The organism is Pseudomonas pudica (assembly GCF_015680405.1).
GTDB classification, from domain to species: domain Bacteria; phylum Pseudomonadota; class Gammaproteobacteria; order Pseudomonadales; family Pseudomonadaceae; genus Aquipseudomonas; species Aquipseudomonas pudica.
The window spans coordinates 46,872-73,195 of the sequence record NZ_JADLJS010000018.1; the positions used below are offsets into that span (position 1 = coordinate 46,872).

Here is a 26,324-nt window from a genome sequence, read left to right on the forward strand (position 1 = left end):
GGCTGGCACGGGCATGCGAGGGATGCATGGCCCGGGCCAACGCCGTTCTACCGGATGAACTGTGCTCGTGACGCTTTGAAAACAGCTTCCAACGGACATTGTTGCCTTTGAAAAGGCCGGATGATTCTACGGCAAAAAAAGCCCGAAGGTAAGGCGGCGAAGATGACTTTAACGAGTGACCCTGGTTAGACAAAGGGCTAACATGGGACCGTGTTCCACCGCCAAGCTGTTGTTTTTCATGTCCAACAAGTCCATCAAGACCCCTTGTGTCGGCCTGTGCTCCACGGTGTACGGGGACACGGTTTGCCGTGGCTGCAAGCGGTTCCACCACGAAGTGATCAACTGGAACGGCTACGACGATGCGCAGAAGCGCGCCGTGTGGCTGCGCCTTGAGCAGCTGCTGGTGCAGGTGATGATGGCCAAGCTGGAGGTGTTCGACAAAGGCCTGCTGCGCCAGCAACTGGAGCAGCGTTCCATCCGCTTTGTCGAGCAGCAGTCGGAATACTGCTGGGCGTACCAGCTGATTGCCCGCGGAGCGCGGATGATCCGTGACCTGGAGGCCTATGGCATGGTGCTGTTGCCGGAATTCCGCGACTGGGAGCTGCCGCAGTTGCGCGACGCCATCGACCGCGAGTTCTTTCTGCTGTCCGAGGCGCATTACCAGCGCTACATCGCCCCGGCGTTCCTGCAACAGGCTTTGGAGTAGGCTGTTTCCCGCTGATTTCGGGCGGCATTGCTCGCGTAGTGTCCGGCGTTTTCCATGTACAGGAAGCGCCCATGAGTGACTATGTCTACCATCCGGAATTTTCCTTTCTGGCTCGCTGCTGGTGGCAGCTGAGCGATGAGGTCCTGCGCGCCGATCAGTGGGACGCTTCGATCGCCAAGCTCGCTCCCATGTGGCTGCATTACGGCGGGGCCGCGCTTCACAACGATCACTGGTACAGGTACCTGCGGGCCGAGCCCGAAGGCACAGGGCAATTGCGACTGCAGACTTGGAGCTATACCAAGCCCGGTCATGTCTATGGCGAGCTGTTCTGGTTCGGTGCCTATATCAGCGGTACAGACCGAACCGGTGCGACGCTGCGCTATGAAATACGGCCTTATGACCGGAACTGGAAACCGCTCAACCGGATTGTCCACGGTAACCCGGGCGCGCTGTCAGGCTATGCAGGCGTCAAGGACCAGACCGAGGCGGCGGCCGGGCGCCAGCGTCTGACCGACCCGCAGCACCTTTGGAGCCTGTCGGGTATGAACCACGAGGATATCAAGCGCGGGGCGCGGTTATGCAATGTCGTTCTGGTCAACGCCGCCGGGCAACGGGCCAGACGCTTGGCCAACCGGGGGGCGTGGCTTATAAACACGTTGTCCGGCCAGCCGGGCCTGATGGCCCTGGAAGTGCTGGACTACGCCCATGAAGCGCGTGAGGTCGCCTGGGGCTCGGGCCTGCTGCGCGCAGGCAGCAGTCATGTGTTCAAGGCAGAGCACAGTTTCATCGCCAGCCTGTACTGGCGGGCCGACGAAACACCAGCCGGGCCTACCGGCTCCACTGACGGCCTGCAGGGCTTGGTGGCAGCTCGTTTTGACGAAGGCTCGGAGTGGAACCCACGGGCAAGGTTGAGTGTGGAGCAGGCCGATGCTTTGGGTATGCGTTGGCGCGAGGGTGAAACCCGCCCGGCATGCGAGCGTTTCTGGTTTGCTGCCTACCTCAGTAACGGGGTGTATGCGTACGAAGTCTGGCCGCTCGACAAGCGTGGTCGGCGCTTGAACTTCACCCTTCGCAAACAGAAGGGCTGGACCATGAACCTGGCGCAGCGTTGGCAGGCGAATCGTGCAGAGGCGGATTTTCTCTGGCATCTGGACGGGTTGGACCCGGCGGCCTTGCAAGTGGGGGCAACAGTGGCCAACGTGAAGCTCCGGCACAGCAGTGGCCGTGTCGTGAAGCTGGCAGATCGTGCCGAACGCAGGCTGGGGACGGAGGCGCTGGGTGAAGAAGGATCCCTGACTGTGCAGGTAGTGGAAACCTCAGCCAGGTTCTAGGGGGCGCAAGGGCGCTGATACAGCGCCCTTGCCAGGGTTCAGTCACCGCTGTACTCGCAGCCACTGGTGCAGGTCTCGTGGATGCGGACCTTCGACAGTTCCGGCAGCAGCGGTTTGACCTGGTCCCAGATCCACTTGGCGATCACTTCGCTGGTGGGGTTTTCCAGGCCAGGAATGTCGTTCAGGTAGTTATGGTCCAGTTGTTCGTAGATCGGCTTGAAGATCGCCTTGATCTCGGCGAAGTCCCGGATCCAGCCGGTGTGCGGGTCGAGCGGGCCGGTCAGGTGCAGGCCGACCTTGAACGAGTGGCCGTGCAAGCGACCACATTTGTGCCCGGCAGGGACGTGAGGCAGGCGATGGGCCGATTCGAATGTGAATTCCTTGAAGATTTCCACGCTGTCATAACTCTATGTGAATCAAGAATGCGCGCAGTCTACCAGCATGGCCGCTACAAGGCTTGCAGGCGTTCATGCAACCGCCCGGTGGCAATCAGCTCCAGCAACTCGTCGCCCAGCCGCTGGCTCTCGGCAATGGCCTTGTACCAGTAGCGCTTGCGGCCAGGCGCATCGCCCATGAAACGCTTGAAGTCGTTGCGGTCGGGCAGCTTGCCGTAGGGCAGCGCCGCCAGGTACTGCGGCGAGGGTGTCATCAGCAGCACGTTCTGCAGGCGGGTGGCATCGCCCTTGCGCCAGGGCAGGGCTTTGTCGAACCAGCCGGGTACGACCTTGTCGGTGAAGTGCGGGTACAGCACCAGGTCGTCGCCACGGTAGGGCAGGTCGAGGTGGTAGTCGAGCAAGCCGCCGTCGCGGTAGGTACCTGCACCTGCGCCGGGGATGTCTTTCACACCCTCCATGACCATGGGGATGGAGCCCGAGGCGAGCAGGGCATGGCGCAGGTTGGTCAGGTCCAGCGGCAGGCAGCGTGAGGGGAAGTCGGTCAGTGCGTCGAGCGGCGGCGTGGCGCGGCCGTCATGCAGGATGATGCGCTCGAAATGCCGGGCCAGGCGTGAACGGCCGAGCAAGTTGCTGGCGATCACAGAACCCAGACCGAAGCCCAGGCGGCCGCGATGGTCGTGGGCGAGCTGGCCATGGCTCTTCACTACCAGGATGTTCAGGCGGTAGTGTGGGTTGGCCAGCAGCTGGCCGTCGCGGCCTTGCAGCAGGTCATCCAGCATGTGTTGGCAGCTACGGGTGATTTCGGCCGGGGTGACGCCCTTGGCGAAATCCTGCTCGGTGTACAGTTCGCCCAGACGACGGATGCCTGCGACCGGGTCGTCGAGGCAGGCACTGGCGAAGCGCCAGGCGCCGATCGAGGCGCCGATCAGCGCACGTTGGCGTGGTGCCGACGGTAGCCACTCACCGAACAGCGCCAGGTCCAGGCCCTGGATGCCCAGCGGCTTCGGCCCGCCAGCCGCACCTGGCAGCACTCCGACATCGGCCGCCTGCAGGCCGCGCTCGCGGACCTGCCGCAGGGCACGTTGGCCGGCCTTGAAGGTCAGGGCGGGGTATTTGATGTGAATGGCGCTCATGGCGGACCTCTTGGGCGGCAGGCGGGTCATTATAGGGCTTCATACGAATACCCTGTGGCTTTAGCCGCGAAGAATCCAGCGCGGTGCATGGCACCGGCTGTGCCGGTGTTCGCGGGTGAAGCCGCTCCCACAGGGCCGCGCAGTATTTGGTGATGGCGAGACAGTAGCCTGACCTGCGCTATCATGGCGCCAGTTGTTTTCAGGTTGAATTAAGGACCGGTGGTTAATCTTAACCCCGTAGACAACTTGCACAGTTCTCAGGAGAGAAGAACGATGAAACGCATGACTGCCCTGTTCACCGTAGCCGCCGCCCTTGCCCTGGGCGCCCATTCCGCCATCGCCAAGGATGTGCAGCCCGACGAAGTGGTCAAACTGGTCAATGCCAAGACCGTCAAGTCGCTGGACGAACTCAAGGCCGCCGCCGTGGCCAAGCACCCAGGCGCCACCGTCACCGACTCGGAGCTTGAAGACGAGTACGGCCGCTACATCTACAAGGTCGAGCTGCGCGACACGCAGAACGTCGAATGGGATGTGGCGCTGGACGCCAAGACCGGTGAAGTGCTGAAGGACGAGCGGGACAACTGATGATCCACCTACTGCGGCCGGCGCGCTACCTCGCGCTGGCCCTGCTGGCCGTGTGTTCCCTGGCCGTTGCCCGCGACCTGGACCAGGACGAAGCCCTGGAGCTGCGCCAGAAGGGCATCATCCTGCCGCTCGAGCATCTGCTGGAAACCGCCCTGGGGCGTCACCCCGGGGCGCGCCTGCTGGAGGCCGAGCTGGAAGAAGACGACAATCGCTACGAATACGAAGTCGAGTTGCTGACGGCTGAAGGTGTGGTGCGCGAGATCAAGCTCGACGCCAGCAGCGGTGCCCTGCTCAAAGACGAGGAAGACGACTGAATGCGCCTGTTGCTTGTCGAGGACAATGTACCGCTGGCCGATGAACTGACCGCCGGCCTGCAGCGCCAGGGCTACGCCGTTGACTGGCTGGCCGACGGCCGTGACGCGGTGTACCAGGGCCAGAGCGAACCCTACGATTTGATCATCCTGGACCTTGGCCTGCCGGGCCTGCCTGGCCTGGAAGTACTGGCCCAGTGGCGTGCTGCCGGCCTGGCCACGCCGGTGTTGATCCTTACTGCCCGTGGCTCGTGGGCCGAGCGTATCGAAGGGCTGAAGGCCGGGGCCGATGACTATCTGAGCAAACCCTTCCACCCCGAAGAGCTGCAGTTGCGCATCCAGGCGTTGTTGCGCCGTGCCCGTGGCCTGGCCAACCAGCCGACGCTGGAAGCGGCCGGCCTGCACCTGGACGAAAGCCGGCAGTGCGTGAGCCGGGACGGCGTGGATATCCAGCTGACCGCCGCCGAGTTCCGGCTGCTGCGCTACTTCATGCTGCATCCGCAGCAGATCCTGTCCAAGAGCCACCTGGCCGAGCACCTCTACGACGGTGAAACCGAGCGCGACTCCAACGTGCTGGAAGTGCACGTCAACCACTTGCGACGCAAGCTGGGCCGCAGCGTCATCGAGACCCGCCGCGGGCAAGGCTACATCTACGCCGGGAGCGCCGCGTGAAGTCGATCCAGGCGCGCCTGAGCCTGGGCCTGGTGGCGGTGCTGGTGGTGGTCGGTCTGGTGCTGGCACAGCTGACCTTGTGGCTGTTCGAAGTCGGCCTGCAGCGCTACCTGGAGAACGGCCTGCGCAAGGAAAGCGAAAACCTGCTGGTGGCCCTGGTGCGCGGGCCTTCGGGCCTGCAGCTGGATGAGCGGCGTATCTCGGCCGCCTACCAGCGGCCGTTTTCCGGCTATTACTTCCGCATCGATTTCGATAAAGGCACCTGGCGTTCCCGTTCGCTGTGGGATCTGGACATGCCCAAGCCCGCCGCGCCGGGCCTTTCCGACAGCCACGAACTCGGCCCGGAAGGCCAGCAACTGCTGGCCCTGCGTGCCGATTACCGGCGCCTGGGCCAGGACATCTCGATCAGCGTGGCACAGGATTATTCACCGGTACGCGAAGGTTTCCGGCGCCTGCAGCAGATCGGCCTGGGCATGGGCCTGGTGGCGCTGATCCTGGTGCTGGTGTTGCAGCGCATCACAGTGACCCGCTCGCTGCGGCCGCTGGAGCGGGCACGCCAGCAGATCGCCCAGTTGCAGCAGGGCCAGCGTTCGCAGCTGGATGCCGAAGTGCCCAGCGAACTGGCGCCGCTGGTGGGGCAGATCAACCACCTGCTGAGCCATACCGAAGACAGCCTGCGCCGTTCCCGCAATGCCCTGGGCAATCTGGGCCATGCACTGAAGACGCCACTGGCGGTGTTGCTGAGCCTGGCCTCCAGCGAGCGCCTGAAGGACCTACCGGATGTTCGCACGCAGATGCGTGAGCAACTGGAGCAGATTCAGCAACGCCTGGCGCGTGAGCTGAACCGTGCGCGCCTGGCGGGGGATGCGCTGCCTGGCGCGCAGTTCGATTGCGGCCTCGAGCTGCCGGGGTTGCTGGGGACGCTGGGCATGATCCATGGTGAGGGCCTGCTGCTGGCCAGAGACGTACCGCCCGGGCTGCTGCTGCCGTGGGACCGGGAGGACTTCCTGGAACTGCTCGGCAACCTGCTGGACAACGCCTGCAAGTGGGCCGACAGCGAGGTACGGCTGGGAATTGCGCCGAATGCCGAGGGCTACCAGGTGTGGGTCGATGATGATGGCCCCGGTATCCCCGAAGGCCAGCGGCAACAGGTGCTGGAGCGCGGCTCGCGGCTGGACGAGCAGGTCGACGGGCACGGGCTGGGGTTGGGCATCGTGCGCGATATCGTCGAGGCCTGGGGCGGGCGCCTGGCGCTGCTGGATAGCCCCCTGGGCGGCTTGCGGGTAAGCATCGACTTGCCGCGCAAGGCTCGGTGATACCGGGGCCGCTTTGCGGCCCATCGCCGGCAAGCATGACTCCGTGGGCCATATCACCACTGCAAAAAAATTGCAGTACAGCCGCATTTTTTTGAATTAGCCCAATCCCACCCCACCCGGCAAAATTCCCCCACGAAACCCTGCGGTTTCCATCTCTCCACGGACGGAGCCCCTTGTGCTATTGCAACCGCAATACGAGGCCCAGGCCACCTTGGCTGGGCTTTCTTTTCAACCAGAAAAACTACAGATTCCGATTACCTACATGTCTGCCTCGCGTTCCGAAAGTCGTCTGCAGCGGCTGTTGCCAGCGCCCCTGAATATTCCCCCCAAAGAATGGTTGCGTGCCGGTATCGGCGCGTTGCTCGGCCTGTTCCTTGCCGGCTGGCTGACCAGCATGGCCTATGGCCCCAGCATTGCCTTGCACCTGCTCGGCCCGCTGGCGGCTTCGGCCGTGCTGGTGTTCGCCGTGCACTCCGGTCCGTTGGCCCAGCCTTGGCCGGTGCTGGGCAGCTACGCCCTGGCCGGTGTGGTCGGCCTGGCCATGCGCCAGGGCTTCGGCCCGGAGTTGTGGGTGGCCGCTGCCGCCCTCGGTATCTCGATCCTGGTGATGTGCCTGCTGCGCTGCCTGCACCCGCCGGGTGGCGGGGTGGCGGTGAGCGCGGTGCTGGCCGACCCGGGGCTGACCGCCATGGGCGATCACCTGCTGGAGCCGGTGCTGCTCAATGCACTGATTCTGGTAGCGGTGGCGATCCTCTACAACCGCCTTACCGGCGTGCGGTACCCGAAAGGCGCGGTGCCGCGCAAGGACCTGCACCACACCCATGACCCGCTGCCCAGCGAGCGGGTAGGCATCCGTGGGGAAGACCTGGACCAGGCCCTGGAAGACCTGGGCGAGTTCGTCGACGTCACCCGGGACGAACTGGAACGCATCATCCTGGCCACCGAGCAACATGCCCTGCAGCGCAGCCTCGGTGGCATCACCGCAGCCTCGGTGATGTCCCGCGACGTGCAGTTCGCCACCCCCGATACCACTCTGGAGCAGGCCTGGAAACTACTGGCCAGCCACCATCTGAAAACCCTGCCGGTGCTGCAGCAGGGCAAACTGGTGGGAATAGTCAGCCTCAGCGACCTGGTCGGCCCGGCCATGCAGCGTGGTCGCTTCAGTTGGCGCGGTTTGTTCGGCCGCAAGGCGGTGCGCATGGAGCAGGTGATGAGCCGCCGGGTAATCAGCGTCAGCAGCCAGCACCCATTGGAGCGCTTGCTGCCGTTGCTGTGCGAACAGGGCCTGCATTGCCTGCCGGTGCTCGATGCCGACCAGTTGGTGGGCGTGGTCACCCAGACCGACCTGATCGCCGGCCTCAAGCGCCAGCTGCTCAGCAAGGCCGAGGCTTCAGATAACCGGGTCCCAGCGTTGTGACCAGTCGCTGGCGCCGTCGGCCACCAGCCGGCGCAGGATGGCGAAGGCCTGTTGCAGGGCTTCGCTGTCGCGCTTGCGCGGGTACACCAGGAAGGTCGGGTAGGTGAATTCCGGCGCCTGCGGTACCCGCTCGAACACCCCGCTGTCCAGATAGGCCTGCACCACCCGCGTGCGGAAGTAGCCGCTGCCGCCCTGGTCAAGTATGAACTGCAAGGCCAGCGGGCCCAGGTTGAAGCTCAGCGCCGGGCGCGCGCAGTCGGGCAGGGCGGCATCGTGCTGGCGACGGAAGGCTTCGCCCCAGTCGATATAGATGTACGGGGTCGGCTGGTTGACCCGGCGCACACGAATCAGCTTCTCCTCCATCAACTGCTCCACCTGCAAGCCTGGACCGTAGGTCGGCTGGTAGACCAGCGCGGCATCCAGCAGGCCCATCTCGACCTTGCGCAGCAGCGCTTCGCCGTCGCTCACCTCGCTGCGGATGGCGTGGCTGGGCAGCTCGCGGTGCAGGGCACTGACCCAGTCGAGCAGCATCGGGTTGCCCAGGCTCACCTCACCGCCCACGTGCAGCACTTGCTGGCAACCCTCGGGCAGCGGCAGGTCGCGCCGCGCCGCTTCCCAGGTTTGCACCATCTGGTTGGCATAACTGACGAATGCCTCGCCGTCGCTGGTCAGGCTGGCGCCGTTGCGGCTGCGCACGAACAGCTGGCAGCCCAGTTGCTGTTCCAGGCGTTGCACCCTTGCGGTGATCGCCGTCTGTGACACGAACAGGCGTTCGGCGGCGGCGACCAGGCTGCCGCAACGCACGATTTCCAGAAAGGTACGGGCCTGATCGATGTCCATGAGCTGCTCGGTGGCTGAAGGGGCTGCCTATTCTAGAGGCTTTGCACCGTTGTGGGGCGTTTTTGCGTTGTCTGCAAATTTGCAGGTCGGTTGTGACTTTAGTCCCATGGCGGCGCGGGTGTAGCGGTCCATACTCAAGTTTCGCCCTTCAATAACAACAAGTACCGGGTTTCTTTCGATATGAGCTACCAGCACAGCTACGCCCATTCCATTTCCGACCCTGCCGCGTTCTGGGCGGAACAGGCCGCGCATCTGGCCTGGCACCGCAAGCCTGCCCTCACGCTGCAAGACAATGCCGACGGCACCCACCGCTGGTTTTCCGATGGCCGCCTGAACAGCTGTTACCTGGCCCTCGATCACCAGATCGAGCAGGGCCGTGGCGAGCAGCTGGCGCTGATTTACGACTCGCCGGTGACCGGTGTGCAGCAGGCCTACACCTATCACCAACTGCGCGACGAGGTGGCGCGACTGGCCGGCTTGTTGCGCCAGTTGGGGGTGAACAAGGGCGATGGCGTGATCATCTACATGCCCATGGTGCCGCAGGCGGCCATGGCCATGCTGGCCTGCGCGCGGATTGGCGCAGTGCACTCGGTGGTGTTCGGTGGCTTTGCCGCCAACGAGCTGGCCTTGCGCATCGACGATGCCCGGCCGACGCTGCTGCTGACGGCGTCCTGCGGGCTGGAGTTCGAGCGGGTAATCGAATACAAGCCGCTGGTCGATCGTGCCCTGCAACTGGCCCGTCACCAGCCGCGCAATGTGCTGGTGCTGCAGCGCCCGCAGGCGCGTGCCCAGCTGCAGCCGGGCCGCGACCTGGACTGGCAGGCGGCATTGGCCGAAGCCGAGCCGGTGGCACCGGTGGAACTGGATGCGGGCGACCCGCTTTACATCATGTATACCTCTGGCACCACCGGCAAACCCAAGGGCATCGTGCGGGAAAACGGCGGCAATGCCGTGGCGCTGTGCTACGCCATGCGCCATATCTACGGCATGCAGGCCGGCGATGTTTGGTGGGGCATATCCGACGTGGGCTGGGTGGTCGGCCATTCGTTGATCGTCTATGGGCCGCTGATGAGCGGCTGTACCACAGTGTTCTACGAAGGCAAGCCGATTCGCACCCCGGACGCCTCGGCCTATTGGCGGGTGGTGGAGCAATACAAGGTCAACGCATTGTTCTGCGCCCCTACGGCCATGCGCGCCATCCGCAAGGAAGACCCTGAGGGCGAGCTGATCCGCAAGCACGACCTGAGCTCGCTGCGCCAGCTGTTCCTGGCTGGCGAGAAACTGGATTCGAGCACCCACGAATGGCTGGAACGGGTCAGTGGCAAGCCGGTGCACGACCATTGGTGGCAGACCGAGACCGGCTGGCCGGTCACCGCGCCCTGCGTCGGGCTGGAAGGCAGCGCGGCGAAGCCAGGGTCGAGCAACCGTGCGGTGCCGGGCTACCACGTGCGCGTGCTGGATGACGAGGGCCACTTGCTGGGGCCGAACCATCAGGGCTCGATCGTCATCGCCCTGCCATTGCCGCCCGGGTGCAGCCAGACGCTGTGGGGGGACCATGAGCGTTATCTGCAGGCCTACCTGCGGACCTACCCGGGGTATTACCACACGGGTGATGGTGGCTACCTGGACGATGACGGCTTCGTCTACATCATGGGGCGCACGGATGACGTGATCAACGTGTCCGGGCACCGGCTGTCCACTGGCGAGATGGAGGACCTGGTGGCGCGCCACCCGGCGGTGGCCGAGTGCGCGGTGATTGGTGTGCATGACGAGATCAAGGGGCAGGTGCCGTTGGCCCTGGTGGTGCTCAAGGACGGCGAAGGCATTGCCGAGGCGCAGTTGCTGGTGGACCTGGTGGGTAGCGTGCGCGAGGAGATTGGCGCGTTGGCGTGTTTCAACCGAGTGCGGTTGGTGAAGCGGCTGCCCAAGACCCGCTCCGGGAAGATTCTGCGGGCGGTGCTGCGCAAGATTGCCGACGGGCAGGACTATGTGCCGCCTTCTACTCTGGATGACCCGGCAGTGCTGGGGGAGATCGAGGCGGTGCTGGCGGATCTGCCCAGGGCTGGCTGAGCCGAGCCAGTGTTGCGCAACGCACTGATGAGCCCGCTCCTGGGGCGGGCTCATCAGCGGCTGACGCGCTTGGGGGTTACAGTGGGTAGCGGGCCAAGAACTTCTCGCCCCTCAACTCGATGATCTGCTGGCCGCCACTGGCAAAGGTCAGCAGGGTCTTGCTTTCCGGGTAAGCTGGAGTGAGTAGCCAGCCGTTGTCACCGAATGAGCTATCCACCTTGCCATTTGCGTCCAGTCGAACGATTGCCGTTGGCAATTGATCATTGGCTTGGAACGTATGGGCACAGCCGATCAGGATGCCGCTGTCATGCGGAGTAACAGCGAATGCCTTCGTCCGGTCAAACTCCGGTCGCTTGAAAATCACAGCTTGGCCGTCGTTGAAGCTGGGGTCGACACTGCCATCCAGTTTCAGGCGAAGCACAAACCCACTGTCACCGGTACCGCTTCCTGCGTTGCCTACCAGATAAAGGCAGTCATGTGCTTGAACTGCGGAATAAACAGAAACATGGGCGATGTCCGGATGGCCTGGCAGGCGATTGACAATCCAGACTCCCTCCTGCGCAAAGCCAGGGACAACTGCGCCGTTCTTGTCGCAGGCGCCTACCCAAGCCTGCACATCCTTATTCCCCACGCGATGCATGCCGCAGTAGTAGAAGCCGGCGTGGTCCTCCCCGGCGTATCTGGCGACGACTGCGAGGGTGAACAGGGGCTGGTTCTGCCAGGTAAAGAATCTACGCATCCCGGTGCTGTTGAACGATTTGTCCAGATTTCCCTGCAGGTCAAATTGAGCAAGTCCGGAGTTCACGGCCTGGCGCAGTTTGCCATCCGCAAACTGCGGTACGCTGCCAGCATAGCCGGCGGTGTCTTCCTGATATGTTTCGTGACAAGGGGATGTACCCTTGTGAAGAGGGAAAACAACCTCATCTTTCGGGTAAGGCTCCAGCTTGAAACCTCCATCGCCGAAAGCCTGGTCCAGCTTGCCTGAGGTTTTGTTCAGGCGGAAAAGGGCGAAGTGCTGAGTGGCCCGAAGTGCCACGCCACACACCAAATGATCGCCATTTTCAACGAAGCATAACCATGAAGCTTGTTCTGACGGCATCCTGATCCGTACGGTGCCATGCTCGCCAAATGCTTCGACGGCCGCGCCATCGGGGGTGAGCTTGGTCAGTACCATCGTCGGCTCACCCGGGGCAGCTTCGGAGTTTTTGGAACTATAGTAGAAACCACCCACCAGGTAGGGCGGGCGGGCGATTTCGCTCGTATCATCTTCCGGCAGAGGAAGGTCAATGCGAGTCCACAGTGCTGGATTGTTCGACATGTAAGGTGCCTCCATATGCGTGAGCGCACAGTAGAGGCCGTTTCGCAATGCCGGTCAGCTGGTAGAACTGGTAGTTGACAGCCCGGAAGGTTTCATTGATTGACGCTCCCTGGCGCGAGTTGACGCAATTGGCCCAACCGGCTGCGGGTGCGCATCAGGTCGGCCAGCGGTCCGTCCAGGCTTTGTCCCAACGGGCGCTTGCCAATTATCACGACCTGTCGGTCCTGGTCATACAGCACATCCACAAGGTTGACGAAGCGCTGCTGTGCGGCCAGTGAACATTCCGCCAGATCATCCAGCCCATCGACGATCCACTCGTCGTACTTCTCGGCCAGTACCAGATAGTCGATGACGGCAGTGGCCTTCTCGCACAGATCCGCAAAGGCAAATACCACCCGCCGACCATCAACGGCCAGCGCGCGCAGCGGGCGCTTGTTCACTTCCAGCATTACCGGCTGCGGCTCGGGCACATTCAACGCCTGGCGCTGCGCTGCGTTGCCCGGCCACACATAATGGCCCCGGGTAAAGCGCTGATGCTCGCGGTTGGCCGGCAGGCTGCGGAAATCGGTATCGCCACTCACTTCCAGCACTTCCATCGCGCTGTTGATCAGGCGGATCACCGGCAGGAAGCGCTCGTGGTACAGCGGGTTGGGCAGCAGCCCTTCAGGCGCATAGTTGGACGTCACCAGCAGGAATACGCCACGGCTGAACAACGCATTGAACAGCCGGGTGAGCAGCATGGCATCGCCAATGTCGTGCACATGGAATTCGTCAAAGCACAGCACCCTGCAATCGCCTACCAATTCGTCGAGGGTCGCTCCCAATGCGTCGTCCAGCGCCCGGTGGCGGTGCATGCCCTGGTGCAGGCGGGCGAAGAAGTCATGGAAATGCAGACGCAGCTTGGCTTGCACCGGCACGGCCTGGAAAAAGCCATCGAGCAGCCAGCTTTTGCCCCGGCCTACCGAACCGTAAAGGTACAGGCTGCGAGGCTGGCCTTGTTCGAGCTGCGCCAGTTGTTCGGCCATGCAGTGGATCACCCGGCGTTGGCCGTCGCTGAGCTGGTAACCGCGGCTGTGCGCCTTGTCCTCGAACCAGCCGAGCAGTTCACTCTGGTTGGCGGCGGCGCCGCGCAGGCGTTGGCCAAGCTGACGTAGCGGGGTTGGGATCCAGGCAGGCAAAAGCAAAGCTCCTTGGGCGATGGCGGGGCAGTGTGCAGCTTGCCCGAGGGCGGCCATTTTGACCAATACAGAAATTGCGCGGCAATCATCGCCTGACGAGATAGGTTTGCCATGCAGGCGTACAGTAAAGGCTGGCATCGGTTCGAGGAGGGACGAGCATGCACGCCGACCATGATCTACAGCGTTTCGTCGAGGCGCAGAACCCTGTGTATGACCAGGTGATGCAGGAGCTGCAGACCGGGCGCAAGCGCAGCCACTGGATGTGGTACGTGTTCCCGCAGGTCGATGGCCTGGGCCACAGCGCCATGGCCGAACGCTATGCGCTGGCCGGTATCGACGAGGCCCGTGCCTACCTTGCTCATCCGCTGCTTGGCCCACGCCTGGAGGCTTGCGTGACTGCGCTGCTGCAGCACAGCGACAAGAGCGCCCGTGAAATGCTCGGCAGCCCCGACCACCTCAAGTTGCGCTCGTGCCTGACCCTGTTCGCCAAGGCAGCGCCCGGCAACCCGCTGTTCCAGCTGGCGTTGGTGCAGTTCTACGATGGTGAGCCGGACGCCCTGACCCTGGCCATGTTGCAGGGTTGATTCAACCCTTGTGCTCCAGTTGGCGCTCGATCATGTACTTCACTGCCAGCCGACGTTCTTTCAGGCGGCGCAGGTCTTCATCCTCGAAGTTGCCCGCCGAGATCGACTCGGCGGCCAGCACCTGGTTGTCGATGTCCATGTATTCGTCCAGCAGCCGATCCAGTGCCTTGTCCTGCTGACGGCGTTGCTGGACGATTTCGCGCGGGTAGTGCAAGTCCTGATAAAGGTCGTGGGAGACAGGCATGGGGTCCTCCTTGGTCAATACAGATGGCTCATCTGATTGGAAGGGAGGAAAGCGATTGTGTTGAAGCCAAGCGGGCGGAAAACGACGGATGGTCACCATGCCAACCGCAAAAATGACTAACTCGCTGTTTTTTGGTAATTTTTTTTCATCAGGGGGTTCACAGACCCAAAGTTTGTTGTTAAAGTGCCGCGCATTCCAAGACAACAACCCAGTTGTCACTCAGTTGGAATTGTCAGAGCAGCAAACGCTGCATCCGATACAGGGGCGTCGCCAAGCGGTAAGGCAGCAGGTTTTGATCCTGCCATGCGTTGGTTCGAATCCAGCCGCCCCTGCCATTTTCTTGCTTCAAACGTATCTCGGTCCGGTGCTTGGAAAGACAAGCGCTGGGCTTTGTCGTTTCTGCAGGTTTTGCCAGGGGCTCTGTTCGGTCACCTGGCAGTTCCAAGCATCTCGTTCAGCAAGCGGGCCAGTTCGTCGGCCTGTACCGGCTTCTGGATCACCAGGCTGCCCGGCAGCTCCAACCCCTGCAATTCTGCGTAACCGGTAAGAAGCACCACCGGCAGGTGCGGGTACCGCTCGCGTGCCGCTAGTGCCAGTTGCGCACCATTGAACTCGGGCATGGCGAAATCGCTCAGTAGCAGGTCGATCTGCTCATCCAGTAAAGCCAAGGCTTGTTCGCCACTGTGCGCCTGGCGCACTTGGTAGCCATACTGGCGCAATACATCACCGAGCATGTCCCGTACCAGATGGTCGTCATCCACCAGCAGCACGGTGCGATTACGGCCGCTTTCGCTTATCGAGTGGCTGAGCAGCGACGGCATCGGTTCGTTGACGGCTTCACTTTTGACTGCCGGCAGGTACACGGCCACCTGCGTACCACGCCCCGGCGTGGTGTCGATACGTACGCCACCCCCGGACTGTTTGGCGAAGCCGAACACCTGGGCCAGGCCCAGGCCCGAGCCTTTGCCGATATCCTTGGTGGTGAAGAACGGCTCGAACACCTTGGCCAGCACCTCTTCGCTCATGCCGCAGCCGGTATCGCGGATGCTCAGCATCACGTACTCGCCAGGGTCCGGGTCTTCCGGGCGCTGTGGGCGGGCGTCGATCAGCGTGTTGCGGGTCGACAGCGTCAGTTGGCCGCCGTCGGGCATGGCATCGCGGGCGTTGATCGCCAGGTTGAGAATGATCATTTCGGTCTGGGTCGGGTCTGTCAGCGCCTGCCACAGGGTTGGTTCCAGGTCCAGACGTACCGAGACATTGCCGCCCAAGGTGCGGCGCAGCAATTCTTCCAGGCCGGCCAAGGTGCGGTTGAGGTTCAGCGCCACCGGCTCCAGCCGCTGGCGTCGGGAGAAAGCCAGCAACTGCGAGGTCAGCTTGGCACCGCGCTCGCCGGCTTCGCGAATGTGCGTGAGCCGCGCACGGGCTTTTTCCAGGTCGGCTTTGGCCAGGTCGCGCTCGAGGAAGCTGGCGCCGGTGAGGATTACCGTCAGCAGGTTGTTGAAATCGTGCGCCACACCGGCGGTCAGCTGACCGACCGCTTCCAGCCGCTGCATCTGCTGCAGCGCGGCCTCGATACGTTCGCGTTCGGCGATCTGCTCGCGCAGGCGGGCGTTGGCTTCGGCCAGGCCAAGGGCGGCCTCGCGTTCGCTGGTGATGTCGCGCGCCACCACGTAAAGCAGGGTGTCTTCCGGCACCACCACCCAGGACAACCAGCGCTGCTGGCCACCGGCATCCAGGATACGCCCGACAAAGCGGGCGCTGGTGCGGCCGTGGGCGAGGGCGGCCAGTTCGGTGAGCAGCAGTTCCTGGTCGGGCTCGGGTAGCAGGTGCAGCAAGGACGACTGGCTCAGGCGCTCGCGGGACAAGCCCAGGCTGGCTTCCCAGGCGGGGTTCAGCGCGACTGGGGTCAGGTCCTTGTTGAGCACGGCCAGCAAGTCTTGCGACAGCTCCCAGGCACGGTCGCGTTCGCGAGTGCGGCGCTCGACCCTTTCACCCAGCATCTCGTTGAGCTGACGCAGTGCCTGGTTGGCCAGGCGCTGGGCATGGATGTCCTGCAGCACCCCGGAAAAACGCACGCACTGGTCGTTGACGAACTGGCTCTGGCCGCTGCTGAGCAACCAGCGCGGTTCCAGGCCAGCGGGTTGGGCGATGCGGAACTCGACCCGATACACGCCGCCACTTTCCGGGCACATGGCGTGCTCTACTGCCTCGCGCACCTGCGGCAGGTCGTCAGGGTAGATGCCGGCGTAAAACACGTCGAGGGTCATTTCGGTATCGACAGGCAGGCCGAACAGGGTCTTGCAGCGGTCGTCCCACAACAACAGCCCTTCTTGCGGGCGCATGTCCCAGGTGCCCATGCCAGCAGCATCGATGGCAATGCGTGCACGTGCCTCGACGTCGGCCAGGGCTTCTTCGGCGCGGCGTCGGCGCTGGCGCTCCTGAACTTCGGTCAGGGCCCGGCGTACGGCCTTGGGCAGCAGCGGCAGGTTCTTCTTCAGCACATAATCGGTGGCGCCCAGGCGGATCATTTCCACCGCATGTTCTTCGCCGTAGATACCAGACAGGAAGATGAACGGAATATCCGGTGCCAGGCGCTGGGCAATGGCCAGCACTTCGGTGCCGGACGAGCCCGGCAGCACGCAGTCGCACAGGATCAGGTCATGGCTGGACTCGCGCAGGGCTTGCTCGACACCGGCATGGTCGAACACCAGTTGCGCCTGCACATTCAGCCCGCTGCGTTCCAGGCGCATCAGGGTCAGCTCGGCGTCCATCGAATTGTCTTCGACCATCAGCAGTTTGAGCGGTGTCGGCAGCATCGTCGCAGGCACCTCAGATGCTGCCACGCCGGGTCAGGCGCAGCGAGCCGGGTGGCGGTTCGTTGAGTACCGCCCAGAATATCCCCAGGTCGGAAATGGCGGCGACGAATTCCTTGAACTCCACCGGCTTGACCACGTACGCGTTCACTCCCAGCTCGTAGGCGCGCAGCAGGTCGGGCTCCTCGCGCGAGGACGTCAGCATCACCGTCGGGATGCTGCGCAGCTCGGCGGTGGCGCGCACTTCCTTCAGCACCTCCAGGCCATCGACCTTTGGCAGTTTCAGGTCCAGCAGCAATACGGCGGGGTTGCCATCGTCACGTTCGGCATAGGCATTGCGCCGTAGCAGGTAGTCGAGTGCTTCGGCACCGTCACGCAGCACGATGACCTCGTTGGCCAACTGGCTGCGCTCCAGCGCCAGGAGCGTCAGCTCCAGGTCCCGTGGGTTGTCTTCGACCAGCAGGATGGGTTTGAGCATGGTAGCGGTGCCTCAGGTGTTAGCGGGGTGGCGCGGGAGGGTGAAGTGGAAGGTGGCTCCCTGGCCAACCTTGCCGTGGGCCCAGACCCGACCGTCATGGCGTTCGATGATACGACGGACACTGGCCAGGCCGATGCCGGTCCCTTCGAAGTCTTCCATGCGGTGCAGGCGCTGGAACACGCCGAACAGTTTGTTCGCGTAGGCCATGTCGAAGCCCACGCCGTTGTCGCGAATGCAGATCTCGGTTTCGCCCGGGTGCTGCACGGCGCTGATGCCGATGCGTGCCGGGGTCCGCCCACGTGTGTATTTGATGGCGTTGGCCAGCAGGTTGTGCAAGGCCATGTTGATGAACGCCGGATCACCGATCACCTTGGGCAACTGGGCGATGTCCCAGACAATTTCGCGGTTTTGGTAGTCGGGCGCAAGTTCGCTGCGAATGGCTTCGACCAGGGCGTTGAGGTCGACTTCGGACAGACGCAGGGCCGAGCGGCCCATTTGCGAGAAGTTGAGCAGGTTGTCGACCAGGCTTCCGGCAAAATGCGCGGCTTCCTCGATGTGTTGCAGAAAACGCCTGCCACGCTCGCTGAGGCCCTGGCCCTCTATTTCGCCGAGCAGTTCGGAGTAACCGGCAATATGGCGCAGGGGCGCGCGCAGGTCATGGGACACGCTGTAGGAAAACGCTTCGAGCTCCTTGTTCGAGCGGCGCAGCTCGCCGGCCAGCTGGGCCAGTTCCTCAGCCTTGCGCAGGACGATGCCGAGCACTGCCGTGCGCAGCTCTTGCACGCCTTCGATGACCAGCGGGTGCCAGGGTTCGCAGTAGCCGCGCAGTTTTTCCTGCCAGCTTTCGAAACTGTGCCGCGGGTCGAGGTTGCCCTGTGGCCCGACCTGTTTGTTCGGCTGCCCGGCCCAGGTCACCGTGCGCACCTGCTCTGGGCGGAACCACAGCAGGTAGTGCGAGTGGATCTGCGAAATGGCCACTGCCAGCACACCGCCGGCATGGGCCGCGAGCTCGGGCAGTTCATCAATGTCGCGGCGCAGGTTGTCGCTGTGGAACACGCTGTCTTCACCACGCTGGGATAGCCAGTGCACCAAGGCGTTTACCTGCGCGGCCGGAGGGGTCTTGCCGATCAGATCGCAACGCTCGGCGGAAATGACTGCGGCACCTTGGGCGCCAGCGAAGGCCAGCAGTACTTCGGGCAAGTCGCGCAGGCCGTCGCCGACACTGTCATGGTCGGCCATGGACGAGATCATGCGCACGATGTGTTGGCGCAGTTCCAGCAACTGGCGAGTGTTGGCGTGGGACTCACGCGACTCGATCTGCAGCGACAGCACACTGGCCAGCAGTTCGCAGGCAGTACGGGTGCGCAGGTCCACCGGGCGCGGCTGTTCATGGTGGCAGGACACCAGCCCCCAGAGTTGCCCGTCGACCACGATCGACAGTGACATCGATGCCAAGGTACCCATGTTACGCATGTACTGCAGGTGCACTGGCGACACGCTGCGCAGTGCGGCAAAGCTCAGGTCCAGCGGCTTGCCGGTGCGCGGGTTGGCAGCGGGCAGCAACGGCGAGGCCTGGTAGTTGGCGTCCTCGATCACGCGGATGCGGTTGATTCGGTACAGTTCGCGCGCCTGGCGCGGTATGTCCGAAGCGGGGAAACACAGGCCCAGGTAGCTCGGGTACCCCGGGTCGGCCACCTCGGCCAGCACCTGGCCGTTGCCTTCGGCATCGAAGCGGTACGCCTTGACCCGGCCGAAGCCGGTGATGCGCTTGAGTTGCAGCACGGTTTGCTGCAGCAGTTCCTCGAGGCTGCCGGCTTGGTGCAGGCGGCCCACGAAGCTGCGCACCAGTGGGTAGTAGTCGCCTTGCCCGGCAAGATCCGCTGGCAGGCGAGGGGGTTCGAATTCGGCGATCAACACCTGGTCGTGGCGATGCACCAGCAGGTGCAGGTTGCCGCGGTAAGGCGCGCCCTGGCGCAGGAAGACATCGCTGATGTGGAACGGAAAGATCTCATCCTCTGGCAGGCGGGCCAGGTGCAGGCGCAGGTCGAAGGCACCGCTGACCAGTTCGGCGAAGTCGCAACCGGCCAGTTCAGTGGCCGGTATGCCAAGCCAATGCTCGATATTTTCACTGGCCTGGAGTACGCGCATTTCGGTTTCGTCCAGCACCAGCAGGAAGCCGTGGGGCTGGATGCTGCCAGGCAGCTGGATCGGTTCCTGGGCACAGCGCTCGAGGGCTTGGGTGAGCGTGCTGTCTGCAATCATCTATGAAAACGCTCCTGTCGTGTCCTTCCATGCATGCCGCATGAGTCTAGGCAGGATGAAAGGGATACACCCTAACAGAATATCGGCCCGGATAACGGCCTTTGGCCATTTGAGGAGAATGCCGGCGATGCGTTCTGTGTCGTGCGGCTTTTTTTTCAGGTGGTAGCGCTTTTTGGCTAATACAAAAAAATGGCTCGATGCCAGCAGCGTGATGCCACTCCGCTGCTACGCTCAGGTCAGCAGACATCGACAAGGATAATTAGGTGACAGAGCGCTACCTGGCCGCCCTGTTGGGCCTCATGTTGAGTAGCAGTGTCATGGCGGCGGACTTCCTGGTGGAGGTACGGGTGCTGGTGCAGCGTGGCTGCATGCTGGTCAACCAGCCCCGCGATGCCGGGGCGCAGGCGCTTGGGAGCATCGGCCTGGGCGCTGCTGCACGGCTGGATGGTCCTGGCGCGCCGCTCACCGGCGCACTGTTGAGCCGGCGCCCGCCACGCCTGGAATGCAACCCCGGCACCCCCTATCAGGTTCGCGTCGACGGCGGCCAGCATGGCGGCGTCGGCGAGCTGCGCTTTCTGGCCAGTGACGATGACACGGCTCGGCTCATCCCGTATCGCCTGTACCGCGATGCTGCCTGGCGCGAACCGCTGGCGGTGAATGTGGCGCATTCGGCGCGGGTGCCAAACAGCGGTTCGGTCGAGCTGCCGTTGTATGCACGGATCGACAAGCTGGCTTGGATACCACCTGCAGGCCTGTATGCCGACCTGCTCAAAGTCACCGTCAGCTGGTAGGGATGCCACCATGCACAAGGACGCGACGCCATGAACCGTACCTCGATCCTGCTGCTTTCCCTCGGCCCGCTGCTGGTGCCCGGCGGTGCCGCGCATGGCACCAGTACCGGTTTCATCCAGGCGCGGCTGGTGATCAGCACCGCTTGCCAGATCAGCAGCAACGAGACGCAACCGGCGACGGTGGGTAACCCCGGGGTGATGGACTTCGGCGAGCGCGGTCCGTATTGGGACCAGCCGCTGCGCAGCCGGGTTGATGATGTGAGCGGCGAGGGTAGCCTGCAGATCAGCTGCACGCCCGAAGTGCGTGCGTTCAACGTGCGCATCAACGGCGGCCTGAATGGCAGCGACGGCATACGGCGGTTGAGCAATGGCCGCGAGCTGATCCCCTATCAACTGGCGATCGACCCAGGCGGTAACAGCCGCTACGGCATCGGCCAGGCACGTGCCTTCACCATCAGCAGTACCCGGCAGATACCGATCCCCATCTACGGTGTGGTAGTGGCGCAACCGCGCGCGCTGCCGGCCGGCCTTTACCGTGACACCCTGAGGGTGACCCTGGACTGGTAACAACGCAAGGAGACTTCGATGAGAACGAACCTTTCACGCTGCATCCTCACCGGCCTTGGGCTGATGCTGGCTTCCCAGGCCCAGGCCGCAACGACCGGGACCATCGACTCGAAGCTGACCTTGACCGCAGCGTGCCAGGTCAATGGCAGCTCGGGCACTTCGGGGGTGAACTTCGGTGCCCTGGACTTCGGTACTCGCGATGCCCTGTTCACCAGCGCGGACGCCCAGGTGATCGGCGGCGGCGGAGGGGCGATCAGCATTCTCTGCTCGGCTGGCACGGTACCGGTGATCCGCGTGGGGGCAGGCGTCCACGATGGCCAGTCGGCCGGGGGCAGCCGTGCGCTGGCGGATGGCGCCGGCAACTTCGTGCCGTACGATTTCTATACCGATGCCGGGCGCACGCAGGTGTTGGCCATCAACGGCACCATCACCTTGCCGACCAGCAGCGGTACGGCACAGGTCGTCAACCTGTATGGCCAGGCGCGCGGCAAGGCCGGCCTGCCGGCAGGGGTATACACCGACACAGTGTCCGTCGAACTGTCGTTCTGAGCCATGCGTAGCTGGCTGGCATGTGGCCTGAGTGGCCTCGGCGTGCTGCTGGCCGCGCCTCTGGATGCGGCGACCACCAGCAGCTTCATGGTGACGGCGCAGATCGTCGCCGGGTGCCTGGTGGTGGGCGGCGTGAGCAGCTACGGGACGCTCGACTACGGCTCGCAATCGGCCCTGGCCACTGGGGGCCTCGACACCTCGTTGGGCGGCACCACGGTGACCTTTCAGTGCACCCCGGGGGTGGCGTTGAGCATGAGCGTTGATGGCGGGCAGAACAGTGCCAGTGGCACACGCAACCTCAAGCGCACGGGCGGCACACAGGTGCTGGCCTACCAGTTGTACCGGGACGCGGCATACAGCCAGAGCCTGGGGATCGGCCAGAGCGTGGCCGTGAGCTACACCGACCCGACGGCGATAAAGCTGCCGGTGTACGGGCGGATCCAGCTGACCGGCACGTTGCCGGCAGGGACCTACACCGATGTGGTGCAAGTGACGGTGACCTGGTGAATGCATCGGCACCAACGACCAGTATCCAAGGAGAGCTTCATGGGGGCAGGCGCGAAGTGGGCGCGTGGGTTGATCGGAGTATTGTGGCTGGCGAGCCTGCCGGCCGGGGCGGCCACCTCGGTGCTGATCTGGCCGATCGACCCGGTGCTGGAGGCTGACCAGAAGGCTGGCGCACTGTGGCTGGAAAACCGCGGTACCGCACCGGCCAACCTGCAGGTGCGGGTGTTCGCCTGGCGCCAGGGTGACTACCAGGAACAGTACCAGGCACAGCGCGAAATCATTGGCAGCCCGCCGGTGGCCAACATCGCCCCCGGGCAGAAGCAACTGATTCGCCTGACCCGCACCAGCCCCTCGCCAGTCGGACAGGAGCAGGCCTATCGCATCATCATCGACGAAATCCCGCCCGCCATCCCAGTCGACAAGGCCGAGCCCGGCACTACCGCGGCGATCCGCCTGCAGATGCGCTACTCGGTACCCCTGTTCGTCTACGGCGAAGGCCTGTGGGGCAAAGCCGATCCCGAGGGCAAACGCAATGCCGAGGGCGTCGGCAAGCCGCAACTCAGCTGGCGTGCGGTGACCGTGCAGGGCAAGCCGTACGTGGAGCTGCGCAACACCGGCGCGGTGCATGCACGGCTGACCGATGTGGTGGTGCAGCAGGGCAGCCAGAGCAAGCCACTGGCCGACGGCCTGCTGGGTTATGTGCTGCCGGGGGCCAGCATGCGCTGGCCGGCACCGTTGGCACCGAACGCCGGCAGTGTGCTGAAAGGGAGGGTAAACGGCCAGAGCAGCGCGGACGCCATCCGCCAAAGCCAATGAGCCTGCGCCTGAATGCCGCGCAGGGGCCAGGGAGGACCCGGCAATGGTTGGAAACCGTGTGTGAGGTGGCTGACAGCGAGGACGCATCGCTGGTGCCTGGGGCTTGCCCTGGTCGGCCCTGGCCTGGTGCTGGGCGACGACCTGCCACCACCACCTACGGAGCTGTCCGCCATCGCCGATGCCACGTTGTACCTCGAACTGCTGGTGAACCAGATGCCCAAGGCTGAGCTGGTGCCGGTGCAGCAGCGCGCCGGGCAGTTGTATATCGACAGCGAAGTGTTGCGGGCGGCCGGTGTCTCGCTGCCGGGCAACCCGCAGGGCGAGGTGGCGCTGGAGGCCATCGGGGGGATGCATGCCGACTATGACAGCCAGAACCAGCGCCTGCTGCTGCAAGTGCCGCCGGCCTGGCTGCCCGACCAGCAGCTGGGCGACCGCAACCTGTACCCGGCCAGCGATGCGCGCAGCAGTTTCGGCGCCTTGTTCAACTACGACCTGTACCTGAACGACACCGATGACGGCGGCAGCTACCTGGCGGCCTGGAACGAACTGCGCCTGTTCGACAGCTGGGGTACGTTCTCCAGCACCGGGCAGTGGCGCCAGTCGTTCAATGGTGCGCCGACCGATGACCTGCGCCAGGGCTTCTTGCGCTACGACACCACCTGGCGCTTCACCGACGAGCAGCGCCTGCTGACCTACGAAGCCGGGGACCTTGTGACCGGGGCCTTGCCCTGGACCAGCTCGGTGCGGGTTGGCGGCCTGCAGGTATCGCGCGATTTCGCTGCGCGCCCCGACCTGGTCACCTATCCGCTGCCGGCGTTCTCCGGTGAAGCGGCGGTACCGACTTCGCTGGACCTGTTCATCAATGGCTACAAGTCCAGCACCAGCGAATTGCAGCCGGGCCCCTACACGTTGACCAACGTGCCGTTCATCAACGGCGCCGGGGAGGCGGTGGTGGTCACCACCGACGCCCTTGGCCGGCAGGTGTCGACCACCTTGCCGTTCTACGTCACCAGCAGCCTGCTGCAGCAGGGCCTGACGGACTATTCGGTAGCGGCCGGCAGCCTGCGCCGTGACTACGGGGTACGCGATTTTGCCTACGGCCCCGGGATTGCCTCGGCCAGCCTGCGCTACGGGGTCAGCGACCTCTTCACCCTGGAGACCCATGCCGAAAGCGCCGAATCGCTGATGCTGGGCGGTCTGGGCGGCAACATGCGGCTGGGCAACTTCGGCGTGCTCAACGCGGCCCTGGCGCAGAGCCGGTTCGACGGCGACAAGGGCCACCAGATCGCCCTCGGCTACCAGTACAACAGCCAGCGCATCGGTTTCAGCTACCAGCGCCTGCAACGCCATGGCGACTATGCCGATCTGACCCGGGTCGACAGCCGCGACATACAGCTGAGCCAGCGCAGCGAACAGGTCACGTTGAGCCTGAACCTGAACGAATACGGCAACATCGGCGCCGGCTATTTCGATGTGCGCGCCGGTGACGGCACACGTACGCGGCTGATCAACCTGAGTTACAGCAGGCCGCTGTGGGGCAACAGCAGCGTGTATCTGTCGGCCAACCGTGAAGTGGGGGACAGCCGGTGGGCGGTGCAGGCGCAACTGGTGATCCCGTTCGACCTGCACGGTACCTTGGCCCTGGGCATGGAACGCAGCCAGCAAGGCGAAACCCTGCAGCGGGTCAACTACAGCCGCGCGACGCCAGTGGGTGGTGGTGTCGGTTACAACCTCGGCTACGCCGCCGGTAGCGAGCGCGACGCCTACCGCCAGGCCGATGCCACCTGGCGCCTGCAGTCGGTGCAGTTGCAGGCCGGTGTGTATGGCAGCAGTGGCGAAATGACCCGCTGGGCCGACGCCAGTGGCTCGCTGGTGTGGATGGATGCCGGGCTGTTCGCTGCCAACCGCATCGACGATGCCTTCGTGGTGGTCAGCACCGGTGGTTACGCCGATGTGCCGGTGCGCTATGAAAACCAGGAGGTCGGCCGCACCGATGCCGATGGCCACCTGCTGGTGCCGTACAGCAGCGGTTACTACCGAGGCAAGTACGAGATCGACCCCATGGACTTGCCGCCGGATATCCTCGCACCGGAAGTGGAGCAGCGGGTGGCGGTACGCCGGGGCAGTGGCTACTTGCTGGAGTTCCCGCTCAGGCGTGTGCTGGCGGCCAGTATCGAACTGGTGGACGCCGACCGGCAGGTACTCAAGCTGGGCAGCCGTGTCACCCATGCAGAAAGCGGCAGCCAGGCGGTGGTCGGCTGGGATGGCCTGGTGTATCTGGAGAACCTGGCGCCGCATAACCGCCTGCAGGTGGAGCTGGAAGGCGGCGGGCAGTGCCAGGTGGCGTTCGACCTGCCTGAGTCGCAAGGCTCGATCCCCTTGATCGGCCCGTTGGTATGCAAATGAAGGCCTGCTGGCGTGGTTTATGGGCAAGTGCCTTGGTGGTGTGGGCAGGCTCGGGCTGGGCCAAGTGCACGTCAGTGGTAACTGCGCCGGCGGCGTTTGGTTCGCTCAGTTCGACCCAGGTACGTAGCACGGTACAGACGGCCTCCAGCACCAACTCGGGCCTGCAATGCAACGGCTCGGTGATCAGCGTGCTCAGTAGTACCGACTCCTTCAAGATCAAGATCACCTCTACCACCAGCGGGCTGGTAGGGGCTACCGGGGATGTGATCCCCTACACGCTGTATGCCGACGCCACAACCACCTATCCGATTACCCGTGGCACCGCCTTCGAATTCAGGACCACCGGCATCCTCGACCTGCTCGGGTTGCTCAACGGTACACCGAAGAACGTGCCCATCTACATGCGCACGCAGGTAGGCAGCAATGTATCGGCGGGGCTGTATCAGGAAACCCTCACCGTCGAGTGGACCTGGGACTATTGCGACGGGATCGGTGTTGGCGGGCTTTGCATAGGGCGAGACCAAGGCACCGGTACCAAGACCCTGCTGGTGAGCATGACGGTGACCAACGACTGCCAGATCACCACACCCAGTATCAACTTCGCCAGCGCGCCAGTGGTGGCGGGGTTCGGTACGGTAAGCCAGAGCCTGAGTGTGTCGTGCACCAAGGGCAGCAACTACACCGTGGGCCTGGACGACGGGCAGAACGTGGCCAATGGTCGGCGGCGGATGAAGTCGACGGCCAACAACTACCTGGCCTATGACATTTTCAAGGGCGCCGGTGCGGTGCGCTGGGGTTCGGTAGGGGCTGCACGACGGGCCAGTACCGATGCCGATGTGAACCCCGGCACGGGTACCGGCACCGGTAGCCAGGTGTTCAACTACAACGCCAAGGTCTACACCGATCAGGCTACACCCCCGGCTGGGAGCTATACCGACAGCGTGCTTCTGGATGTGCAGTTCTGAGCGCAGGGACCTGGTGGGGGCGGCGGTCCGCGTAACCTGTGGGAGCGGCTTTAGCCGCGAAGAATCCAAC

The 26,324-nt window shown here is 63.9% G+C and carries 25 protein-coding genes and 1 tRNA gene; 17 read left to right on the forward strand and 9 right to left on the reverse strand.

Annotated features, from left to right (window positions below; genetic code table 11):
- Positions 1-238: 238 nt before the first annotated feature.
- Together IRZ77_RS14545 and IRZ77_RS14550 are read left to right on the forward strand one after the other, a co-directional pair.
- Positions 239-706 carry a DUF1289 domain-containing protein gene (locus tag IRZ77_RS14545; RefSeq protein ID WP_161795747.1) on the forward strand — a complete coding sequence of 156 codons (468 nt, stop codon included), beginning with the start codon at positions 239-241 and terminating at the stop codon, positions 704-706.
- Positions 707-777: 71 nt separating this feature from the next.
- Positions 778-2,037, forward strand: coding sequence for a hypothetical protein (locus IRZ77_RS14550; protein WP_196173740.1), 1,260 nt, complete (start codon positions 778-780; stop codon positions 2,035-2,037).
- A 38-nt stretch (positions 2,038-2,075) separates the two neighbouring features.
- Here IRZ77_RS14550 and queD read toward each other — a convergent pair whose 3' ends face one another.
- The gene (queD, locus tag IRZ77_RS14555) at positions 2,076-2,432 is read right to left on the reverse strand and encodes a 6-carboxytetrahydropterin synthase QueD (RefSeq protein WP_025338446.1); all 357 of its coding nucleotides are present in this window, start codon (positions 2,430-2,432) and stop codon (positions 2,076-2,078) included.
- A gap of 53 nt (positions 2,433-2,485) precedes the next feature.
- A complete protein-coding gene (locus IRZ77_RS14560; RefSeq protein ID WP_135002275.1) occupies positions 2,486-3,565 on the reverse strand; it encodes a patatin-like phospholipase family protein in 1,080 nt (359 codons plus the stop codon).
- 273 nt (positions 3,566-3,838) lie between these two features.
- Between IRZ77_RS14560 and IRZ77_RS14565 the strand changes: the two genes are divergently transcribed.
- The 5 genes from IRZ77_RS14565 to IRZ77_RS14585 all read left to right on the forward strand — a co-directional run bounded on the left by IRZ77_RS14565 (position 3,839) and on the right by IRZ77_RS14585 (position 7,866).
- Positions 3,839-4,150: a PepSY domain-containing protein gene (locus IRZ77_RS14565; protein ID WP_085600213.1), complete on the forward strand. Its 312-nt coding sequence runs from the start codon at positions 3,839-3,841 to the stop codon at positions 4,148-4,150.
- A complete protein-coding gene (locus tag IRZ77_RS14570) occupies positions 4,150-4,464 on the forward strand; it encodes a PepSY domain-containing protein (protein ID WP_085600216.1) in 315 nt (104 codons plus the stop codon). Before IRZ77_RS14565 ends, IRZ77_RS14570 begins: the two co-directional genes overlap by 1 nt.
- Positions 4,465-5,133 (forward strand): response regulator transcription factor, encoded by a 669-nt coding sequence (locus IRZ77_RS14575; protein ID WP_039614066.1) that lies wholly within the window; start codon positions 4,465-4,467, stop codon positions 5,131-5,133. It begins immediately after the preceding gene.
- Positions 5,130-6,449: an ATP-binding protein gene (locus IRZ77_RS14580; RefSeq protein ID WP_196173742.1), complete on the forward strand. Its 1,320-nt coding sequence runs from the start codon at positions 5,130-5,132 to the stop codon at positions 6,447-6,449. Before IRZ77_RS14575 ends, IRZ77_RS14580 begins: the two co-directional genes overlap by 4 nt.
- Positions 6,450-6,711: 262 nt before the next feature.
- On the forward strand, positions 6,712-7,866 hold the full coding sequence (locus IRZ77_RS14585) for an HPP family protein (RefSeq protein WP_196173744.1): 1,155 nt from the start codon (positions 6,712-6,714) through the stop codon (positions 7,864-7,866).
- On the opposite strand, the gene IRZ77_RS14590 is transcribed toward IRZ77_RS14585, so the two are convergent.
- The gene (locus IRZ77_RS14590; protein WP_108480327.1) at positions 7,840-8,706 is read right to left on the reverse strand and encodes a LysR family transcriptional regulator; all 867 of its coding nucleotides are present in this window, start codon (positions 8,704-8,706) and stop codon (positions 7,840-7,842) included. The genes IRZ77_RS14585 and IRZ77_RS14590 overlap by 27 nt on opposite strands.
- Before the next feature lie 180 nt (positions 8,707-8,886).
- On the opposite strand from IRZ77_RS14590, the gene IRZ77_RS14595 reads away from it, so the two are divergent.
- Entirely contained in the window at positions 8,887-10,776 is a 1,890-nt protein-coding gene (locus tag IRZ77_RS14595) for a propionyl-CoA synthetase (protein ID WP_196173746.1), read from the forward strand.
- Positions 10,777-10,852: 76 nt separating this feature from the next.
- Here the strand turns inward: IRZ77_RS14595 and IRZ77_RS14600 are convergent, their stop codons facing one another.
- Positions 10,853-12,094 carry an NHL repeat-containing protein gene (locus tag IRZ77_RS14600; RefSeq protein WP_135002272.1) on the reverse strand — a complete coding sequence of 414 codons (1,242 nt, stop codon included), beginning with the start codon at positions 12,092-12,094 and terminating at the stop codon, positions 10,853-10,855.
- 92 nt (positions 12,095-12,186) lie between these two features.
- A complete protein-coding gene (zapE, locus tag IRZ77_RS14605) occupies positions 12,187-13,272 on the reverse strand; it encodes a cell division protein ZapE (RefSeq protein WP_196173747.1) in 1,086 nt (361 codons plus the stop codon).
- A gap of 158 nt (positions 13,273-13,430) precedes the next feature.
- Between zapE and IRZ77_RS14610 the strand changes: the two genes are divergently transcribed.
- Positions 13,431-13,856, forward strand: a complete 426-nt coding sequence (locus tag IRZ77_RS14610) for a DUF1810 domain-containing protein (RefSeq protein ID WP_046615722.1) — start codon at positions 13,431-13,433, stop codon at positions 13,854-13,856.
- Between the two features lies 1 nt (position 13,857).
- On the opposite strand, the gene IRZ77_RS14615 is transcribed toward IRZ77_RS14610, so the two are convergent.
- Positions 13,858-14,100, reverse strand: coding sequence for a DUF465 domain-containing protein (locus tag IRZ77_RS14615; RefSeq protein ID WP_046615721.1), 243 nt, complete (start codon positions 14,098-14,100; stop codon positions 13,858-13,860).
- 260 nt (positions 14,101-14,360) lie between these two features.
- On the opposite strand from IRZ77_RS14615, the gene IRZ77_RS14620 reads away from it, so the two are divergent.
- A tRNA-Gln gene (locus IRZ77_RS14620) sits at positions 14,361-14,435 on the forward strand.
- Between the two features lie 93 nt (positions 14,436-14,528).
- Here the strand turns inward: IRZ77_RS14620 and IRZ77_RS14625 are convergent.
- Genes IRZ77_RS14625 through IRZ77_RS14635 form a run of 3 tightly spaced genes read right to left on the reverse strand, consistent with a single transcriptional unit; the run spans position 14,529 to position 19,653 of the window.
- On the reverse strand, positions 14,529-16,916 hold the full coding sequence (locus IRZ77_RS14625) for a response regulator (RefSeq protein ID WP_196173748.1): 2,388 nt from the start codon (positions 16,914-16,916) through the stop codon (positions 14,529-14,531).
- Positions 16,917-16,929: 13 nt separating this feature from the next.
- A complete protein-coding gene (locus IRZ77_RS14630; protein WP_046615719.1) occupies positions 16,930-17,391 on the reverse strand; it encodes a response regulator in 462 nt (153 codons plus the stop codon).
- Between the two features lie 12 nt (positions 17,392-17,403).
- Complete coding sequence (locus tag IRZ77_RS14635; protein WP_046615718.1) at positions 17,404-19,653, reverse strand: ATP-binding protein; 2,250 nt, start codon at positions 19,651-19,653, stop codon at positions 17,404-17,406.
- A gap of 263 nt (positions 19,654-19,916) precedes the next feature.
- On the opposite strand from IRZ77_RS14635, the gene IRZ77_RS14640 reads away from it, so the two are divergent.
- The 7 genes from IRZ77_RS14640 to IRZ77_RS14670 all read left to right on the forward strand — a co-directional run bounded on the left by IRZ77_RS14640 (position 19,917) and on the right by IRZ77_RS14670 (position 26,254).
- On the forward strand, positions 19,917-20,444 hold the full coding sequence (locus IRZ77_RS14640; protein WP_046615717.1) for a Csu type fimbrial protein: 528 nt from the start codon (positions 19,917-19,919) through the stop codon (positions 20,442-20,444).
- Between the two features lie 30 nt (positions 20,445-20,474).
- Positions 20,475-21,011 (forward strand): Csu type fimbrial protein, encoded by a 537-nt coding sequence (locus tag IRZ77_RS14645; RefSeq protein WP_046615716.1) that lies wholly within the window; start codon positions 20,475-20,477, stop codon positions 21,009-21,011.
- An 18-nt stretch (positions 21,012-21,029) separates the two neighbouring features.
- Positions 21,030-21,560, forward strand: coding sequence for a Csu type fimbrial protein (locus IRZ77_RS14650; RefSeq protein WP_135002270.1), 531 nt, complete (start codon positions 21,030-21,032; stop codon positions 21,558-21,560).
- Positions 21,561-21,563: 3 nt separating this feature from the next.
- Complete coding sequence (locus tag IRZ77_RS14655) at positions 21,564-22,067, forward strand: Csu type fimbrial protein (RefSeq protein ID WP_196173749.1); 504 nt, start codon at positions 21,564-21,566, stop codon at positions 22,065-22,067.
- 39 nt (positions 22,068-22,106) lie between these two features.
- Positions 22,107-22,883 carry a fimbrial biogenesis chaperone gene (locus IRZ77_RS14660; protein WP_046615713.1) on the forward strand — a complete coding sequence of 259 codons (777 nt, stop codon included), beginning with the start codon at positions 22,107-22,109 and terminating at the stop codon, positions 22,881-22,883.
- A 108-nt stretch (positions 22,884-22,991) separates the two neighbouring features.
- A complete protein-coding gene (locus tag IRZ77_RS14665) occupies positions 22,992-25,289 on the forward strand; it encodes a fimbria/pilus outer membrane usher protein (protein WP_196173759.1) in 2,298 nt (765 codons plus the stop codon).
- Positions 25,286-26,254: a Csu type fimbrial protein gene (locus IRZ77_RS14670; protein WP_196173750.1), complete on the forward strand. Its 969-nt coding sequence runs from the start codon at positions 25,286-25,288 to the stop codon at positions 26,252-26,254. Before IRZ77_RS14665 ends, IRZ77_RS14670 begins: the two co-directional genes overlap by 4 nt.
- The last annotated feature ends 70 nt before the right edge of the window (positions 26,255-26,324 follow it).